The organism is Streptomyces sp. NBC_01275 (assembly GCF_026340655.1).
Taxonomy (GTDB): domain Bacteria; phylum Actinomycetota; class Actinomycetes; order Streptomycetales; family Streptomycetaceae; genus Streptomyces.
Window position 1 is genome coordinate 3,182,673 of record NZ_JAPEOZ010000001.1, and the last position, 17,808, is coordinate 3,200,480.

General features: G+C 71.8%; 18 protein-coding genes and 1 pseudogene. 4 read left to right on the forward strand and 15 right to left on the reverse strand.

From position 1 onward, the window contains the following. Positions 1-8: 8 nt before the first annotated feature. The 4 genes from OG562_RS13940 to OG562_RS13955 form a co-directional block, all read right to left on the reverse strand. Positions 9-1,334 carry a beta-xylosidase gene (locus OG562_RS13940; RefSeq protein ID WP_266397223.1) on the reverse strand — a complete coding sequence of 442 codons (1,326 nt, stop codon included), beginning with the start codon at positions 1,332-1,334 and terminating at the stop codon, positions 9-11. Between the two features lie 173 nt (positions 1,335-1,507). After that, positions 1,508-1,984 (reverse strand): hypothetical protein, encoded by a 477-nt coding sequence (locus OG562_RS13945; protein ID WP_266397224.1) that lies wholly within the window; start codon positions 1,982-1,984, stop codon positions 1,508-1,510. 250 nt (positions 1,985-2,234) lie between these two features. Further along, complete coding sequence (locus OG562_RS13950; RefSeq protein ID WP_266397225.1) at positions 2,235-2,588, reverse strand: cytidine deaminase; 354 nt, start codon at positions 2,586-2,588, stop codon at positions 2,235-2,237. Positions 2,589-2,631: 43 nt separating this feature from the next. Further along, positions 2,632-3,447 carry a helix-turn-helix transcriptional regulator gene (locus OG562_RS13955; protein ID WP_266409256.1) on the reverse strand — a complete coding sequence of 272 codons (816 nt, stop codon included), beginning with the start codon at positions 3,445-3,447 and terminating at the stop codon, positions 2,632-2,634. Between the two features lie 143 nt (positions 3,448-3,590). On the opposite strand from OG562_RS13955, the gene OG562_RS13960 reads away from it, so the two are divergent. Then, positions 3,591-5,123: an MFS transporter gene (locus OG562_RS13960; protein WP_266397227.1), complete on the forward strand. Its 1,533-nt coding sequence runs from the start codon at positions 3,591-3,593 to the stop codon at positions 5,121-5,123. Here the strand turns inward: OG562_RS13960 and OG562_RS13965 are convergent. From OG562_RS13965 to OG562_RS13995, 7 genes are all read right to left on the reverse strand, one after another. Next, positions 5,085-5,444: an MmcQ/YjbR family DNA-binding protein gene (locus OG562_RS13965; RefSeq protein WP_266397229.1), complete on the reverse strand. Its 360-nt coding sequence runs from the start codon at positions 5,442-5,444 to the stop codon at positions 5,085-5,087. The genes OG562_RS13960 and OG562_RS13965 overlap by 39 nt on opposite strands. Continuing rightward, positions 5,441-6,745, reverse strand: a complete 1,305-nt coding sequence (locus OG562_RS13970) for a hemolysin family protein (RefSeq protein WP_266397231.1) — start codon at positions 6,743-6,745, stop codon at positions 5,441-5,443. Before OG562_RS13970 ends, OG562_RS13965 begins: the two co-directional genes overlap by 4 nt. Further along, positions 6,742-7,239, reverse strand: a complete 498-nt coding sequence (gene ybeY / locus OG562_RS13975; RefSeq protein ID WP_266397233.1) for an rRNA maturation RNase YbeY — start codon at positions 7,237-7,239, stop codon at positions 6,742-6,744. Before ybeY ends, OG562_RS13970 begins: the two co-directional genes overlap by 4 nt. Positions 7,240-7,251: 12 nt before the next feature. Then, complete coding sequence (locus OG562_RS13980) at positions 7,252-8,310, reverse strand: PhoH family protein (RefSeq protein WP_266397235.1); 1,059 nt, start codon at positions 8,308-8,310, stop codon at positions 7,252-7,254. A gap of 254 nt (positions 8,311-8,564) precedes the next feature. Next, positions 8,565-9,695: a carbohydrate kinase family protein gene (locus OG562_RS13985; protein WP_266397236.1), complete on the reverse strand. Its 1,131-nt coding sequence runs from the start codon at positions 9,693-9,695 to the stop codon at positions 8,565-8,567. A 157-nt stretch (positions 9,696-9,852) separates the two neighbouring features. Then, positions 9,853-11,142, reverse strand: coding sequence for a glucarate dehydratase family protein (locus tag OG562_RS13990; RefSeq protein ID WP_266397237.1), 1,290 nt, complete (start codon positions 11,140-11,142; stop codon positions 9,853-9,855). Beyond that, a complete protein-coding gene (locus OG562_RS13995) occupies positions 11,139-12,044 on the reverse strand; it encodes a 5-dehydro-4-deoxyglucarate dehydratase (RefSeq protein ID WP_266409257.1) in 906 nt (301 codons plus the stop codon). Before OG562_RS13995 ends, OG562_RS13990 begins: the two co-directional genes overlap by 4 nt. A gap of 155 nt (positions 12,045-12,199) precedes the next feature. On the opposite strand from OG562_RS13995, the gene OG562_RS14000 reads away from it, so the two are divergent. Together OG562_RS14000 and OG562_RS14005 are read left to right on the forward strand one after the other, a co-directional pair. Further along, positions 12,200-12,982, forward strand: coding sequence for an IclR family transcriptional regulator (locus OG562_RS14000; protein WP_266397238.1), 783 nt, complete (start codon positions 12,200-12,202; stop codon positions 12,980-12,982). Between the two features lie 173 nt (positions 12,983-13,155). Next, positions 13,156-14,421, forward strand: a complete 1,266-nt coding sequence (locus OG562_RS14005; RefSeq protein ID WP_266397239.1) for an MFS transporter — start codon at positions 13,156-13,158, stop codon at positions 14,419-14,421. A 16-nt stretch (positions 14,422-14,437) separates the two neighbouring features. On the opposite strand, the gene OG562_RS14010 is transcribed toward OG562_RS14005, so the two are convergent. Beyond that, positions 14,438-14,920 (reverse strand): hypothetical protein, encoded by a 483-nt coding sequence (locus OG562_RS14010; protein ID WP_266397240.1) that lies wholly within the window; start codon positions 14,918-14,920, stop codon positions 14,438-14,440. A 222-nt stretch (positions 14,921-15,142) separates the two neighbouring features. Here OG562_RS14010 and OG562_RS14015 point away from each other — a divergent pair. After that, a pseudogene (locus OG562_RS14015) lies at positions 15,143-15,364 on the forward strand (ABC transporter substrate-binding protein); the annotation flags it as partial. 135 nt (positions 15,365-15,499) lie between these two features. On the opposite strand, the gene OG562_RS14020 reads toward OG562_RS14015, so the two are convergent. The 3 genes from OG562_RS14020 to OG562_RS14030 are packed head-to-tail and all read right to left on the reverse strand — an operon-like array spanning position 15,500 to position 17,775. After that, on the reverse strand, positions 15,500-16,489 hold the full coding sequence (locus OG562_RS14020) for an adenosine deaminase (RefSeq protein ID WP_266397241.1): 990 nt from the start codon (positions 16,487-16,489) through the stop codon (positions 15,500-15,502). Positions 16,490-16,509: 20 nt separating this feature from the next. Then, positions 16,510-17,415: a ribonuclease Z gene (locus OG562_RS14025; RefSeq protein ID WP_266397243.1), complete on the reverse strand. Its 906-nt coding sequence runs from the start codon at positions 17,413-17,415 to the stop codon at positions 16,510-16,512. Positions 17,416-17,421: 6 nt separating this feature from the next. Further along, the gene (locus OG562_RS14030) at positions 17,422-17,775 is read right to left on the reverse strand and encodes a histidine triad nucleotide-binding protein (protein ID WP_266397244.1); all 354 of its coding nucleotides are present in this window, start codon (positions 17,773-17,775) and stop codon (positions 17,422-17,424) included. Positions 17,776-17,808 lie beyond the last annotated feature (33 nt).

The window sequence follows — 17,808 nt, forward strand, 5'->3', positions numbered from 1 at the left end:
GTCGTGGATCAGCTGAGGGTCAGGGTCAGGACGCCCACGTAGGTGCCCGGAGGCGTGAACGTCGGTACGTCGAGGGAGAGTCGGGCGTTCGCGGTGAACTCACCGCCGGTGACCGTGCCGTCGGGCGTGGACGCCAGGGTCGCCCCCGACGTGCCGACCGTGCCCGCCGAGCCGGCCTGACAGGTGCTCGGGCTGCCCGCCTTGGTGGTGCACGCGGGCGTCCAGCTCAGCTTGCCGGCGTCGATCTTCGCGCCGGCACCGGTGAAGTCGGTGACCTTGCCGGTCAGGGACCAGCCCGCGGGTCCGCCGCGGAAGTCCTTGACGGTCACCGTCTGCAGGTCGCCGGTCGACGCCCCGCCCTGCCCGAAGTCGACGTCCGACAACTGGACGGCGTCCGCGGGCTGGGACATCGACAGACTGCCGGCCTTCACGGTCGTCGTCAGCCTCTGACTGCCCGGCGGTACGGGCTGGTCGTCGATGACGACGTACGCGGCCGGTCCGGCGCCCTTGTCCGAGCTCCACGCGCCGCCCTCGTACGCCACCACGCCGGTCGTGGTGAGGTCGTTGACGGCGAGCGAGCCGCTGATGCCGCCCTGTGTGTCCGCGGTCACGGTCGCCGTGTCCGCGGTCTGGGTGTCCCCGGACCGTCCGGCCAGGGTGACCGAGGCGCCCGGCGTGAAGCCGGTGCCGCTGACCGCGACGCTCGCGCCCGGACTGCCGGAGGCCGAACCCAGGCTGATGGCGCGGGTGTTGGCCGGCGGGTTGTCGGCGGCGGTGACCGTCTCCGACACCGGGGCGGGCGGGTTGGTCACCGTGCAGGGGGTGTCCAGCTCGAGGATGTAGCTGGTGTGGATGTTGTAGTCGCCGGGCGAGAGGGTGATCGCGCCGGGCGAGGTGACCGTGAAGGTGCCGGTCATGGAGAACGACGGGAAGACGCCCTTGCCGGGCACCGGGTCGTTCTTCTTCGGGCCCGCGACGGTGACGCTGCCGGTCTGCGCGCCGCCGAGCGTGACCTTGCCCGTCGGCGTCATGATGTCGGCCGGCAGGGCCAGGTCGGTGGGGTTGTTGGCGGCGGGCGTGACCACCGTGTACGTCACGGTGACGGTGTCGCCGACCTTGGGACTGGTGTTGTCCGCCGTGATCTTGGCGGTGGTGGTGCCGTCGATCGGCGGGAGGCCCGCGATCGCCGGCGGGATGCAGTGCGTGGGGAAGTCCACGTTGGTCGCGGCGCCGGCCGGACACGCCAGCGCTCCGCCCGCGGTGACCGCGAGCGCGGTCGCCCCGAGCAACGACGCCCAGCGCCGCCTTCGGGATCTTCGGGGTGTCGAACCCATGATTGCCCCCTCCTGAGGGAGATGCGGGCGCAGCGGCTCTTCTGCGCCGACAGGGGGCATTGACGTGCGGATCGCACGAGAAGTCAATGGACGCGAGGCGATGAACTGATGGACCGTCAGCTTCCTGTCCCGTACGAAAGCTGACGGCCCGTTGGCACTGTTCCCGACAGCTATCAGCTGAACACGAACGGTCCGGGCGCCTGTGCCGCGGACGACGTACAGGTGACGGTGACCCCGAAGACGACCATCTTCAGGGAGCCCTTGTAGAAGTCCAGGCTGTCACCGGAGGCCACGGTCCCGGTGAGCAGACCGACGTCGATCGGGGCGCCGGTGGCCATGGCGGGATTCGCGGAGCCGGTGAAGACGCGGGCGGCGCCGGTCGAATTCGCCATCGTGAGCGTGGAGCTGATGGCATTCGCGCTGATCGGGATCGGCGCGACGATCGCACTGGAGGTGAGTTGGATGGTGGCCGAAGTGCCGGTCTGGGTGGCCGTGAGGGTGGCCGCACCGCCGCCGAACAGACCGCAGCTGGCGGTGACGGTCGCCGTCGTCGGGGTGACGGCGAGGGCTGAGGGCGCGAACGCCAGTCCGGTGACCGCGAGGGCCCCGGCCAGCAATGCCGCACCTGATCCGATTCGCTTGCCTCTCATGAGGGTTCCGCTCCCTTCCCGAGTACGGGAATCCATGTGGGGGGTGGATGAGGGGGAGGTGCCGACGGACGGCCGCCCGGGCAGGTGGGTGCGGGCACCGGGCCCGGGCCGAATCTGACGGTCCGTCGGAACTTACGGTTCCATTGATGCGTCAGGGATGAGAGAACGGCAAGGCTGAAATCCGGCCTACCTCGGAACTGCTTCTCGGACCCGGCTCCGACCCGGCTCCGACCTGGCTCCGATCCGGGCGTCAGCCCGCCGAGACCGTCAGCCGTACCGTGCCGTCCGGCGACGCCACCAGCACCGGGGTCCCCGCCCCGCCCAGATCGGCGACCGCGGCCCGGTCCACCTCCGCCGCGGCCTCGGCGACCGTCACCACGGCCGCCGCCTCCAGCGACGTCGCCCCCGACGCCACCGCCATCGCCACCGCCGTCTGCAACGCGCTCAGCTTCAGCGACGGCAGATCGACCGTCCCGGCGACATACGTACGTCCCATCTCGTCCCGTACGGCAGCCCCCTCGGGCACGCCGTTGCGAGCCCGCGCCGAGCGGGCCAGGGTGACGATCTTGCGGTCCTCGGGGTCAAGCGCGTTGCTGTCGGTCATGCCCTGAGCATACGAAACACCGGCAGACGAAGAACGCGGCCGCTCACCCCGCGACGGGGTACATCGCGCCCCGCCGGCCCTCCGGCGACGCCAGCCACTCCAGCTTCGCCGCCGTGTTCGCCTCGTCCAACGGCGTGTGCAGCACGACCGTCAGATCGGGCCGGGCCGGCACCCTCATCGCCGTGGACTCCACGCACAGCAGCCCGACCAGCGGATGATCCAGCTCCTTGCGGATCTGCCCGGCGTCCTGGATGTCCCGCTCGGCCCACAGGGCCGCGAACTCATGGCTGGTATCCGTCAGTTCGGCCAGCAACGCCTGGAACCCCTCGTCGTCGGGCCGGGCCGAGGACGCGGCCCGGAACTGGGCGACGACCGTCCGCGCATTGCGCTCCCAACTGGTGGACCGGGACCGGTACAGCGGGTCGGTGAAGAAGTCGACGACGCAGTTCTGCGTGATGTCCGGCCGCATGCCGAGCACCCAGCCCGCCGCGTCGTTGTACATCACGCAGTTGTAGTACATGTCCATGATGTGGGCCGGAAACGGCAGCCACGCGTCGATCAGCCGCCGCAACCCCTCGCAGCCGTGGTCCGGCGTCGGCTCGGGCGCGGGCGGGTTCAGCCCGGCGAGGACGTAGAGATGGCGCCGCTCGGCGTTGCTCAGCCGCAGCACCCGGGCGACGGAGTCGAGGACCTGCGGAGAGACGGAGATGTCCCGCCCCTGCTCCAGCCACTGGTACCAGGACGCGCCCACCCCGGCCAGCACCGCGACCTCCTCGCGACGAAGCCCCGGCGTCCGCCGCCGCGCCCCGCCGTCCGGCAGACCCGCCTCGGCCGGGGAGACCCGGGCCCGCCGGCTCATCAGGAACTCCCGCAGCTCGCGCAGCCGACGACTCTTCAGTGCATCCTCGGACACGAAACGCTCCCCCTCGCGTGTCTGGTGGCGCCACCACCACCATAAGTTCCGACTCCCCACGCTTATTCCGACCGCCGCAAGCTCCTCCCATGGCGATCGACACCACCTCCTCCACCTCCACGCCCCCTCCCCCCGTACGAGCAACGCCCGACACCTCCCGGCTGTCGACCCGCGACAAACTCGTCCTCTTCGTCCTGTGCGCCGCCCAGTTCATGGTCGCGCTCGACTTCTCCGTCCTGAACGTGGCGCTCCCCGTCCTCGGCGCCGACCTCGGCATGAGCCAGTCGGCGCTGCAGTGGGCGGTCACCGCCTTCGCGCTGCCCTCCGGCGGGTTCCTGCTGCTCTTCGGCCGCGTCGGCGACCTCTACGGCCGCCGCCGGCTGTTCCTGACCGGCCTCGCCCTGTTCGGCGCGGCCTCGCTGCTCGCCACCCTCGCCTGGGACCCGGCGTCCTTCCTCGCCGGCCGCGCCCTGCAGGGCCTCGGCGCGGCGGCGATCGTCCCGACGGGGATGTCCCTGCTGACCACGACCTTCCCGGAGGGCCCGGCCCGCGACCGCGCGCTCGGCATCTCGGGCACCCTGCTCTCCCTCGGCTTCACGGTCGGCATGGTGGCCGGCGGCGTCCTGACCGACGTCCTCGGCTGGCGCTCCACGATGGCCCTGCTCGCCGTGTTCGCCCTGACCGTGCTGCCCCTCGCCCCGCGACTCCTCCCCGCATCCCTCCCCCATAGCCTCAAGGACACGGGAGGCGCCCCCGTCCCGCACCGCCCCCGCCTGGACGTCCCCGGCGCGGTAACCGTCACCGGCGGTCTGCTGTCCCTGATCTACGCCCTGTCGACGGCCGCCGACCACGGCTTCGCCCACGCCGACGTCATCGCGACCCTGGTCGCCGGCGTCCTGCTGCTCACGGCCTTCGCGGTCGTCGAGTCCCGCGCCGCCGCGCCCCTCGTCTCCCTGCCCATGCTGCGCCGCCGCACGGTGGCCTGGGGGAACGTGGGCGGACTGGTCACCTTCTCGATGATGTCGACGGTCGTCTTCGCCCTGACCCTGTACCTCCAGGAGGTCCTGGACCTGTCGGCCTTCCAGACGGGCCTGGTCTTCGGCGTCCAGGGCGTCATGTCAGCGGTCGCGGGCGGCTATGCCCCGAAGGTCATCGGCCGCTTCGGCGCCCGCCGCACCCTGGTCGGCTCCCTCGTCGGACAGGGCGCGCTGATCGCCGCCCTGCTGGGCCTGAACGCCCACACCTGGTCCGTATGGCTCGCGACCGCCGCCGTGTCCCTGGCGAGCATGTGCCACCTGGGCGCGATCATCTCCTACGGCCTGACGGTCACCTCCGGTGTCCCGGACGGGGACCAGGGGCTGGCCACCGGCCTGGTCACCTCGACCCAGCAGGTCGGCCTCACCGTCGGCATCCCGCTGCTCGGCGTGCTCGCGACGACCTCGGACGACCTGCTGGCCGGCGTCCACACGGTCCTCGCCCTGGACTCGGCGATCGTGCTGGCGGCGGCGGTGCTGGTCGGCCTGGGGCTGCGGACCGGCCGTACCGCGTCAGGGTCGATCGAGGCTTCAGGGGCCTTCGAGGCTTCAGGGTCGGTCGAGACGGAGGCGCTCGGCGCGCGGTAGGCCGGCGACCACCAGGTCGTACGAGTCCTCCACCAGCTCCCGGACCAGCCGGTCCGGGAGCTCGCCGTCGACCGTCACCGTGTTCCAGTGCCGCTTGTTCATGTGATAGCCGGGGGCGATCAGCCCGGAGTGCTCGCCGCGCAGCCGCACCGCGTCGTCCGGGTCGCACTTGAGATTGACCTTCAGGGGCAGCTCGTCCGTCCAGCTCAGCGCGAACATCTTGCCCAGCACCTTGAAGACCGAGATCTCCGGCCGGAAGGGGAAGTCCTCCACGGCCGCGTTGAAGGACAGACACAGGGCGCGCAGCTCCTGAGGGGTCACTCCGGTTTCTCCTCCTGAAGCGGGTCCGCCGGGCCCACCGGCTCCACCAGCACCGTCACGATCTTGTTCCGGCGGCCGGCCGCGGCCTCCGCCGTCAGCCGCAGCGTCCGCCCGTCCGGCAGCTCGACCTGCGACGACGCGCCCGCGATGGGCACCCGTCCCAGAGCCTTCGCCAACAGCCCGCCGACGGTCTCCACGTCCTCGTCGTCGTACTCCTCCAGGCCGTACAGCTCACCCAGGTCGGTGATGTCGAGGCGGGCGGTCACCCGGTGGCGGTCGTCGCCGAGGTCCTCCACGGGCGGGAGCTCCCGGTCGTACTCGTCGGTGATCTCGCCGACGATCTCCTCGAGGATGTCCTCGATGGTGACGATGCCGGCCGTGCCGCCGTACTCGTCGATGACGACGGCTACGTGGTTGCGCTCCTGCTGCATCTCGCGCAGCAGGTCGCCGGCGTTCTTGGTGTCGGGGACGAAGGCGGCGGGCCGCATCGCCGTCGACACCAGCTCGCCCTCGGCGTCCCGGCTGATGTGCGTCTTGCGGACCAGGTCCTTCAGATACACGATCCCCACGATGTCGTCCTCGTTCTCCCCGGTCACGGGTATGCGCGAGAACCCCGACCGCAGGGCGAGGGTGAGGGCCTGACGGATCGTCTTGTACCGCTCGATGACGACGAGGTCGGTCCGCGGGACCATGACCTCCCGAACGAGGGTGTCGCCCAGCTCGAAGACGGAGTGCACCATACGGCGCTCGTCGTCCTCGATCAGCGACTCCTTCTCGGCGAGGTCGACCAGCGCCCGCAGCTCCGCCTCCGAGGCGAAGGGGCCGCGGCGGAAGCCCTTGCCGGGCGTGAGCGCGTTGCCGATGAGGATCAGCAGGGACGGGATCGGACCCATGATCCTGGCCAACGGCAGCAGCACGTACGCGGCCGCCGTCGCCGTGTTCAGCGGGTGCTGACGGCCGATGGTGCGCGGGGAGACCCCGACGGCGACGTACGACACCAGGACCATCACGCCGATCGCGGCGAGCAGCGCGGGGGCCGTGCCGTGGATCTCCTGCAGACAGGCGTAGGTGACCAGCGCGGCGGCCGCCATCTCGCAGGCGACGCGCACCAGCAGCGCCACGTTGAGGTAGCGGGTGGGGTCGGCGGCGATCTGCGCGAGCTTGGCGCTGCCACGCCGACCGGACCGTACGGCCTCCTCGGCGCGGAAGCTGGAGACGCGCGCGAGGCCCGCCTCCGCGCAGGCGGCGAGCCAGGCGACGACGACCAGGGCGACCGCGCCGGCGACGAGGCCGGCGCTCATGAGACGGTCGGCGCGGGGGACGGGCCGGTCATGCCCTTCTCCTCCCGCCAGCCGTCCACGATGGCCTGCTGAAGGCCGAACATCTCGGCCTTCTCGTCGGGCTCCTCGTGGTCGTACCCCAGCAGGTGCAGCACTCCATGGACGGTGAGGAGCTGGAGCTCCTCGTCCATGGAGTGCTGCGTCTCCGCTTCCTTGCCCTGCCGCTCGGCCACCTCGGGACACAGCACGATGTCGCCGAGGAGGCCCTGCGGGGGCTCGTCGTCGTCCTTCGACGGCGGGCGCAGCTCGTCCATGGGGAAGGACATGACATCGGTCGGGCCGGGCAGGTCCATCCACTGGATGTGCAGCTGCTCCATGGCGTCGGCGTCCACGACGATCACCGAGAGCTCGGAGAGCGGGTGGATGCGCATCCGCGCGAGCGCATAGCGGGCGATGTCGAGGATCGCCTGCTCGTCGACCTCGGTTCCGGACTCGTTGTTGACGTCGATCGACATGGTGCTGCTGGTCTACTTCCGCTTGTTGCCGGCGCCCTTGTGGGTGCCGTTCTCCGTACCGTTCTCGCTGTCGTACTTCTCGTACGCGTCGACGATACGGCCGACCAGCTTGTGCCGTACGACGTCCTGGGACGACAGGCGGGAGAAGTGCACGTCGTCCAGCCCCTCGAGGATGTCCTGAACCTGCCGCAGCCCCGACTTCGTCCCGTTCGGCAGGTCGACCTGCGTCACATCACCCGTGATCACGATCTTCGACTCGAAGCCGAGCCGGGTGAGGAACATCTTCATCTGCTCGGGGCTGGTGTTCTGCGCCTCGTCCAGGATGATGAAGGCGTCATTGAGCGTCCTTCCCCTCATATACGCCAGCGGCGCCACCTCGATCGTCCCCGCGGCCATCAGCTTCGGGATCGACTCCGGGTCGAGCATGTCGTGCAGGGCGTCGTAGAGCGGGCGCAGGTAGGGGTCGATCTTCTCGTAGAGGGTGCCCGGGAGGAAGCCGAGGCGTTCGCCCGCCTCGACCGCGGGGCGGGTCAGGATGATGCGGTTGACCTGCTTGGACTGGAGGGCCTGGACCGCCTTGGCCATGGCCAGGTAGGTCTTGCCGGTGCCCGCGGGGCCGATGCCGAAGACGATCGTGTGCTTGTCGATCGCGTCGACGTACCGCTTCTGGTTGAGGGTCTTGGGGCGGATGGTGCGGCCGCGCGAGGACAGGATGTTCTGTGTCAGTACCTCGGCCGGGGTCTCCTGGCCGTCACTCGTCCCGTTCTCACTCGCGCGCAGCATGGCGATCGAGCGTTCCACTGCGTCCTCCGTCATCGGCTGCCCGGTGCGGAGCACCAGCATCATCTCGTCGAACAGGCGCTGGATGAGGGCGACTTCTCGAGGGTCGCCGACCGCGCTGATCTCATTGCCCCGGACATGGATGTCGGCCGCCGGGAAGGCCGTCTCGATCACGCGCAGCAGGGAGTCTCCGGACCCCAGCAACGCCACCATGGGGTGCTGGGCGGGAACGGTGAACTGTGCTCTCGCCTCGCCCTGCGCGGGCGTGTGAGCTGTCGGTGTCTGAGTCATAGGCCGGCCCGAAGGCCTCTACGTCCTCCCGGATGCGTCTCGCTGCCACGAGGGCGGCCTGGCGAGTTCAAGCCTACGCCAGGGGACTGACAACGCCGTAGGGCTTTTCTCTCCTGCCCCAAGGGTGGTCTCCGGGGGGCGGCAGGGTGGTCTCAAGGGGGACGGCGCCGTCCCTGGTGCCGGTCCCTGGTGCCGGTCCCTGGTGTCCGTTCCCGCTGTCCGTCCCCGCTGTCCGTCCCTGCCGCCGGTGCCTGCTACGCCGAGCGGCCGAAGCCGATCGTCGGTACCGCCCGGCGCAGCGGCCACGGGGTGGCTTCCGCCTCGGTCGGGAGCAGGCCCTCCAGGAACGCGTACCGGCGCAGGGCCTCGGGGTCCTGGCCCTCGACCGACTGCACCCGGCGCCACCAGGCGGCGATCTCGGACCAGCCGGGGGCGGAGAGCGAGCCGCCGAACTCCTGGACCGAGAGGGCGGCCGTGAGTCCCGCGAAGGCGAGGCGGTCGGCGAGCGGCCAGCCGGCCAGGGTGCCGGTGACGAAGCCGGCCACGAAGACGTCCCCGGCGCCGGTGGGGTCGAGGGCCTCGACGGCGATGGCGGGGACCTCGGCGGTCTCGCCCGTTCTGCGGTCCACCGCGTACGCGCCCTCCGCGCCGAGGGTGACCACGGCGAGCGGAACGTACTCGGTGAGGGCGTGGGCGGCGGCCCGGGGGCAGGTGGCGCGGGTGTAGCGCATGGCCTCCTCCGCGTTCGGCAGGAAGGCCTCGCAGTGCTTCAGGTCGGGGAGGGCGGCCAGGTCCCACGCGCCGGTGTCGTCCCAGCCGACGTCGGCGAAGATGCGGGTGCCCCGGCTCGCGGCCTGCTCGATCCACGGGTCGCGTTTGCCGGGAGTGAGGGAGGCGACGGCCGCGCGCGCGGGGGGCGGGCAGTCGGGTGCGCCCTCGTGGACCGGCGCGGCCTCGGGGGGCGGTTCGTGGCCGTGGGAGACCATCGTGCGCTCGCCCTCGTAGGCCATGGACACGGTGACCGAGGAGTGCCAGCCGGGGACCGTGCGGGAGGGGCCGAGGTCGATGCCCTCGCCCTGTTGGAGGGCGTCCCAGCAGTACTCGCCGTAGTGGTCGTCGCCGAAGGCGGCGGCGAGGGAGGTGCGCAGGCCGAGGCGGGCGAGGGCGGTGGCCATGTTGGCGACGCCGCCGGGGCTCGACCCCATCCCGCGCGCCCAGGACTCCGTCCCGCGCACCGGGGCGGAGTCGAGCCCGGTGAAGATGATGTCGAGGAAGACGGGTCCCGTGAGGTACACGTCCCAGGGCGGGTCCTGCGGTGTGCGCAGGGCGGCCAGGGGGTCGACCTGGGGACGGTCGCGGGGGTCCTCTCGTGTGGACGGCGTCACGTGCGCTCCCTGACGTGGTGCGGATCACCCAAGTCTGCACCACGCCACCGACAACGCACCGCTCGTCACGCCGGGTACACCACGACCTCGGGAAGTCCTCCTCGTACGCGGTACGCGGCGGCGGCCGCAAACGACCCCCTCCACGCCCGCGCGGCGACTACCAGCGGGGTACGGCCGGGGTGACCCACTCGGGGTCGGCGACGCGCATCGCGGCCTCGTCGTCGCGGTCCTTCAGCGAACCGTCGTCGTCGAGCCACCGCTGGTGCAGGAACGCAAGCTTCTCCCGGTCGAGTGCGACGCCCAGACCGGGCTCGTCGGACACGGTGAGCCTGCCGTCGTCGAAGGTCAGGCGGTGGGTGAGGACGTCCTCCGACTGCCAGGGGTAGTGGGAGTCGCAGGCGTGGTGGAGGTCGGGGACGGTCGAGGCGACGTGCGTCATCGCGGCCAGCGAGATCCCCAGGTGGGTGTTGGAGTGCATGGACACCCCGACGCCGAACGTGCGGCAGACGGCGGCGAGTTGCTGCGTGTTGCGCAGGCCGCCCCAGTAGTGGTGGTCGGAGAGGACGACCTGGACGGCGTCCTTGGTGAACGCCTCCTCGATCTCGGCGAAGGTCGTCACGCACATGTTGGTGGCGAGGGGCACGGACGTGCCCGCCGACACCTCGGCCATCGCCGGGGTGCCGAGCGCCGGGTCCTCCAGGTACTCCAGGACGTCGCCGAGTTCCTTCGCCACGTTCAGCGAGGTCTCCACGGACCAGGCGCCGTTGGGGTCCAGGCGCAGGGGGTGGCCGGGGAAGGCCTCGGCGAGGGCGCGTACGGCGGCGATCTCCTCCTCCGGCGGGAAGACGCCTCCCTTGAGCTTGAAGGAGGTGAAGCCGTACCGCTCCTTGAACTTCCGTGCCTGCTCGACGACTCCGGCCGGATCGACGGCGGCGCCCCAGTCGTCCTTCTCGGCCGGGACGCCCTCGGGGTGGTCGGCCCACTTGTAGAACAGGTACGCGCTGTACTCCACCGCGTCCCGCACCTTGCCGCCGAGCAGCGTGTGCACGGGCAGGCCGAGCGCCTTGCCGAGGGCGTCGAGACAGGCGACCTCGAAGCCGGAGACGACGGACAGACGGAGCTTGTCGGCGGTCTGGACGCCGCGCAGTCCGCCGACGTCGACCTGCCCGGAGACCCGGGAGGAGTCCACGGCGACCTGGTCCGCGATGGTGAACAGGCCGTTCAGGTCGCTGACCTGACGGCCGATCAGCCGGTCGGCGAACGGCCGGGCGAGTTCCAGGTACTTGGTGTCGCCGTACGTCTCGCCGACTCCCGTGATCCCGTCGGCGGTGACCACCTCGACGATCAGCCGGGGGGTGTAGGGCTGGTGCACCCCCTGGGTGTTGAGCAGGGGCGGGTCGGCGACCAGGATCGGCGTCAGGCGTACGTCCGTGACGGTGAGGTTCACAGGGCGGCTCCTACGAGGTCGAGTCCGGCGGTGAGGACGGTCTTGAGGTCGGCCAGGTCGGCGGGCGTGGGGTCGGTGAGCGGGGCGCGGACGGGGCCCACGGGGCGGCCGCGCAGCCGGGCGGCGGCCTTGACCAGGGACACGGCGTATCCGGGGGCCCGGTCGCGCAGTTCGACGAGTGGGACGTAGAAGTCGCGCAGCAGCCGGTCCACCGCCTTGTCGTCGCCGTCTTCGCCGCCTTGCAGGGCCGCGAAGAAGGCGTTCGCGATCTCCGGGGCGAAGGCGTGGACGGCGGAGGAGTAGGCGGGGACGCCGACGGTGGCGTAGGCGCGGGCCTGGATCTCGGCGGTGGCGGCGCCGTTGAAGAGGAGGAAGCCGTCGGGGGCGGCGAGGGTGAGGCGCTGCAGGCGGTCGAGGTCGCTGTGGCCGTCCTTGAGGCCGATGACGGTGGGGATGGCCGCGATGCGCCTCAACGAGGCTGTGGTGAAGGCGACCTGGCCGCGCTGGTAGGCGATGAGGGGGAGCCGGGTGCGGGCGGCGATCTGCTCCAGCTGGGCGACGAGACCGTCCTGCGGGGCGGCGACGAGGTAGTGCGGGAGGACGAGGAGGGCGTCGGCGCCGGCCTCTTCGGCGATCGCCGCGAAGCGGACGGCCTGTGCCCAGCCGTAGCCGATGCCGGCGACGACGGGCAGGCGTCCGGCGGCCTCCTCGACGGCGATGGTCACGACCTGCCGGTACTCGTCCTCGTCGAGCGAGAAGAACTCGCCGGTGCCGCAGGCGGGGAAGAGGGCGCCGGGGCCGGCGGCGATCCGGTCCGCGACATGGGCGCGGAAGCCGTCGGGGTCGAGGGAGCCGTCGTCGTGGAAGGAGGTGAGCGGGAAGGACAGCACGCCGCCCGCCATCCCGTCCCGCAGCCTGCGCACCACGGTCTCCGTGTCGGTACCGGCACTCACCTTGGACCATCTCCCTATGTAGACATCATCTACGTATGAAGACAGAGATTAGATACGCGAACGTCGACCGTCAATGGGCGGGCCGCCCTGGCTACGATCGGTGCATGTCAGAGACTGGTGGCGTCCGCGAGGTGAAGTCCGCCGCCCGCACGGTCGAGCTGCTCGATCTGCTCGCCGCGCGCGGCGACCGTCCGGCACGCCTCCAGGAACTCGCCGACGAGCTGGGCGTGCCGCGCAGCTCGATGTACGCCCTGCTCCAGACCCTGATCGGCCGGGGCTGGGTGCGCACCGACGTCACCGGCTCCCTCTACGGCATCGGCATCCACGCCCTGCTCACCGGCACGAGCTATCTGGACTCCGACCCGCGCGTACGAGTCGTACGGCCGTATCTCGACGAGGCGTCCGAGGCGCTCGGCGAGACGATCCACCTGGCGCGGCTGGACGGGCGGGACGTGGCGTATCTGGCGACGCGGGAGTCGCACGAGTATCTGCGGACCATCAGCCGGGTCGGGCGGCGGCTGCCCGCGCATCTGGGCGCGCTCGGCAAGGCGCTGCTGGCCGAGCGGCCGGACGCCGAGCTGCCCGAGGGGCCGTACGGGGCGGCGACGCCCCACACGCACACGAGCCGCTGCGCGCTGGCCGCCGACCTCGCGGAGATCCGCGCCCGCGGCTACTCGATCGACCGCGAGGAAGGCGTCCTCGGCATCGTCGGCTTCGGCTTCGCGCTGCGCTACGACACCCCCGCCCAGGACGCGGTCAGCTGCTCGGTGCCGGTGGCCCGGCTGACGCCGGAGCACGAGGAGCGGATCGTCGCGGTGATGCGGGAGATCAGGGCGAAGATCGAGGCGGCGGCGCCGGGTTCCGGCGGCGCCGCCGACTGGCGTTAGCGACCGCTGTTACCCGGTCTCCCCCACCCCAAACCCCACATGGCCCACATCACACCCCCCGCCCTTCTTCCCGCATCCCGTGCTTGATACAAATTGCCCGCGCGTTCCTGTCCGTCGACGGTCGGCGCCCCACCCCTTCTTGAGCCGCCCCTTTCGCCTGCCCTGGAACGCCCGTGTTCGCCCCTCGCACCACCATGCCCTGGCCCGTCGTCGCCCTTTTCACCGCCGGGTATCTCGCCCCCTATCTGCTGCCGACGGTCGTCGGCCGGCTGGACTCGGGGCTTCCGCTGTCCGCCACCGAGGCGGGCGCCGTCGGCAGTGCGCTGCTGCTGAGTTCGGCGTCGGCCGGGTTTCTGCTGGCCTCGCGTGTGCAGCGGATCGGCGCGCGGACCCTGGCCCGCGTCGGCCTCGTGCTCGCCGTGCTCGGATACGGCGGCGCCGCCCTCGCCGGTGACGTGCCGGCGGTCGTCGCGGGCGCGGTCCTCGGCGGCTTCGGATCCGGTACGGCCACCACGGTCGCCGCGACCCGGATCGCCGCCCAGCCCGACCCGCACCGCGCCTCCGCCCTGGGTCTGCTCGGGGTCTCCGCGCTCGCCGGCGCCGTCTATCTGACGGTGCCGCACCTGGGTGCGGGCCACGGGCAGCCGCTGGCCGCTATAGCGCTCACCTCCCTCGCCGTATGGCCGCTGACGGGGCGGTTGCCCGGTCGTACGCGTACGGCGTCCGTGGCCGGCCGGCGGGAGGAGCGGGAGCGGCTTCCTCATCTGCGCTCCGGGCTCGTGCTGGCCGCCGCCATGCCCTGCTGGTCCCTCGTGCAGAACTCCCTCTGGGGGGTCAGCGGGCGCATCGGCCTGACGCAGGCCCACCTGACCGAGTCCGCCGTCGGCGTGGTCTTCGCGGTGGCGCTCGGGGCCGGGCTGACCGGCGTGCTGGGCGCGGGCGCGCTGGGGACGCGGCTGGGGCGGGCCGTGCCGATCGGCGGCGGGACCGTGCTGATCGCCGGGTGCATCGTGGTCAGCGCCTCCGCCACCGGGCTCGGGTCGTTCGCAGCCGGTGAGATCGCCTGGAACGTGCTCTACCCGGTCGTCCTGTCGTATCTGCTCGGGCTGGCCGCCTCGCTCGACCCGCGCGGGCGCTGGGCGGTGCTCGTCGGGTCGGCGTCCTCGCTGGGGACGGCGGCCGGACCGCTGACCGGGAGCGTGCTGTCGGCGCAGGCCGGTTTCCCGGCGATGGGGCTGATCCTGGCCGCCGGGCTGCTCGTCGTCGCCGTGCCGATGACCGCCGTGGCCCGGCGCACGAGCGGACGTCCGCCGCTCGCGGGCGGACGTCCGGTGGAAGTCGTCGCGTTCGAGGTCGACGCCCCCGCCGTGGCCGCCCGGGACGCCTACGACACGGCCGGACCCCGGCGGGCGGGCGCCTCACCGGGGTCCGGCCGCTAGGGGTCGGCCCGGCTCGCTAGCTCTGGCCCGCCGCCCGTGCGCGTCGGCGGACGCACCGGCCCGCCGCCGTGAGCAGCGCCGCCAGGCCGGCCACGGCGCCGACCGTGGCGCCGGTGGAGGCGAGGCTGCCGCCGGAGACGGTCGCGGCGGCCGTCGTGCCCGTCGTGCCTGTCGTGCCCGTCGTACCGGTGGTGCCCGAGGCCGAGGTCGAGCCGCCGTCGGTCGAACCGCCGTCCGTGCCGCCGGTGTCGGAGTCGGTGTCGGAGTCGTCGTCGGTGTCGACCGGGTCCTGGCCGACGAAGCCGACCGGGACCTTCACGTCCTGGGAGCGGTCGCCGGAGAGGGTGTGGTCGGCGCGGGCGGCCAGGACGCACGTCGCCTTGAAGCAGTCCGTGTACTCGTCCTGGGCGTCGACGGTCAACTCGACCGAGAACGTGTCGCCGTCGCCGTACGGGGTCGCCAACTCCTCGCCGTAGTCCGGGGGTTGGAGGAGATCCACGCCGAACTGTGCGACGCTCCGGTCATGTCGACGCCGCCGACGCACGGAGTGGGCAGTTCGCCGTCGCCGTTGTCGACGCACAGGGCGACGTAGACGCCCTTGTCGAAGGATGTCGGCGGCGAGTTCCGCCGTGGCGGTGACGTCGGAGGTGGCGGTGTCGACCCGCCGCAGCACCGCCTCGCCCTCGGCCGTGCCGAGCGACCAGGCGGCCCCGTGCGCGGCGAGGCCCTCGCCCAGGCGCAGCCGGACGTCATCCTGATGATGACCAAGAGGCTGGAGTCGGTCGGCGGCCTCGACGGCCTCCTCCAGATCCCCGGCATCGCCCAGACCCCCGCGGGCATGAACCGCAGGGTCGTCGACCTGGAGGACGGCGTGCGGCTGAGCTTCGGCCCGCGCACGCCCCTCGTCATCGACATCCTGGTGGACCGCATCCACCAGAAGTGACCACGTTCCCAGCAGCCCGGAACACACGGCGGCCTGGAACACATGGCGGCCCAGAACACGTGACGGCCTAGAACACGTGACGGCCCAGAACACGTGACGGCCCAGAACACGTGACGGCCCAGAACACGTGACGGCCTAGAACACGTACGCGTCCACCTCGGCGAGATACCGCGCCCGCCGCTCCTCGTCGTCCTCCAGGAAGGAGGCGACGAACGAGTTGCGGGCGAGTTCGCGCAGCCGCTCCGGACCGAGCCCCAACGCCTCCCGCACCGCGTCGAAGTTGTCGCCCGCGTACCCGCCGAAGTAGGCGGGGTCGTCGGAGTTGACCGTGCACAGCAGCCCGGCGTCGAGCATCGCGGGCAGCGGGTGCTCGGCGAGGACGTCGACGGTCCGCAGCCGTACGTTGGACAGCGGGCACAGGGTCAGCGCGATCCGCTCCCGCACCAGCCGCTCCACCAGCGCCGGGTCCTCCATGCAGCGCAGCCCGTGGTCGACGCGCTCGACGCCCAGGACGTCGAGGGCCTCGGCGATGTACTCCGGCGGCCCCTCCTCGCCGGCGTGCGCCACACGGCGCAGCCCGAGGGCGGCGGCGGTCTCGTACACCTCGCGGAACTTCGCCGGCGGATGCCCGACCTCGGCCGAGTCGAGCCCGACGCCGGTGATCCGGTCCAGGTAGGGCCGCGCCGCCTGAAGGGTCTCCTGCGCCGACTCGGCGGACTCGTCGCGCAGGAAGCACAGGATCAGCCGCGTCGAGACGCCGTGCCGGGCCTCGCTGCTCCCCAGCGCTCGCCACAGGCCTTCGACGACCGTGCCCATGTCCACGCCCCGGGCGAGGTGGGCCTGCGGGTCGAAGAAGATCTCCGCGTGCCGCACGCCCTGCGCGGCGGCGCGGGCGAGATAGGCGTCGGCGAGGTCCTCGAAGTCACGCTCGGTCCGGAGCACGGCCATCAGCTCGTAGTACAGGTTCAGGAAGGACTGGAGGTCAGCGAACTCGTACGCCTTGCGGAGCTCTTCGGTGTCGGCGTAGGGCAGTTCGACCCCGTTGCGGGCGGCCAGCTCGAAGGCCAGCTCGGGCTCCAGGGTGCCTTCGATGTGCAGGTGCAGTTCAGCTTTGGGGAGGGGCATCAAAGCATGGTACGGGGCTTTTACCGCCGTTTCGGAACCGGCACCCGCTGGAGGTCGTGCGCGACCGTCAGCTCCCCCTCGAACCCGGCGGCCCGCGCCTGCCGTTCGAACTCCTCCGGCTCGGAGTAGCGCTGACTGAAGTGGGTGAGGACGAGATGCCGTACGCCGGCGTCCCGGGCCGCCCGTGCGGCCTGACCGGCCGTCAGATGCCCGTGGTCCACGGCGAGTCGCTCGTCCTCGTCGAGGAAGGTCGACTCGATGACGAGCAGGTCGGCGCCGTCCGCGAGCGCGTGCACGCCGTCGCACAGCCGGGTGTCCATGACGAACGCGAACCGCTGCCCGCGCCGCACCTCGCTGACGTCGTCGAGCGTGACCTCGCCGATCGCGCCCTCCCGCTGGATGCGGCCGACGTCCGGCCCCTTGACGCCGTGCGCGGCGAGCCGCTCGGGCAGCATGCGGCGGCCGTCGGGCTCGACGACCCGGTAGCCGTAGGACTCGACGGGATGCGAGAGCTTGCGCGCTTCCAGGGTGTACGCGGCGGCGACCGCGAGGGGGCCGTCCGCGTCGACCGGGTCCTCGGTGACGCCGACGGTCTCGCGGTAGGCCGTCGAGTACCGCAGCCGGTCGAAGAAGCGCTGGCCGGAGCGCGGGAAGTGGGCGGTGACCGGGTGCGGGACCTGGTCGAGGTTGATGCGCTGGATGACCCCGGCCAGACCGAGCGAATGGTCCCCGTGGAAGTGCGTGACGCAGATCCGGTTCAGGTCGTGCGCGGCGACCCCGGCGCGCAGCATCTGGCGCTGGGTGCCCTCGCCGGGGTCGAAGAGGATGCCCTCGCCGTCCCAGCGCAGCAGGTAGCCGTTGTGGTTGCGATGCCGGGTCGGGACCTGGCTGGCGGTGCCGAGGACCACCAGTTCACGGACGGACACGGCGGGTTACCCGGGAGGCCAGTGCAGACCACGGCCGCCGACGACATGCGCGTGCGCGTGGAAGACGGTCTGGCCGGCGCCCGCGCCCGTGTTGAAGACGACGCGGTAGCTGTCCAGCTTGTCCTCGTCGGCGACCGCCCGCGTCTCGCGCAGGACGTCGGCGGCGAGCTCCGGCGCACCGGCGGCGAGGGTGGCGGCGTCCGGGTAGTGCGCCTTCGGGATCACCAGGACGTGGGTGGGCGCCTGGGGGTTGATGTCCCGGAAGGCGAGGGTCGTCTCCGTCTCCCGCACGATCGTCGCCGGGATCTGCCCCCCGACGATCTTGCAGAACAGACAGTCGTCCTGCGGCTCCCCTGCCATGGGGTCACTCCTTCGGGATGGTGTGATCGAGTA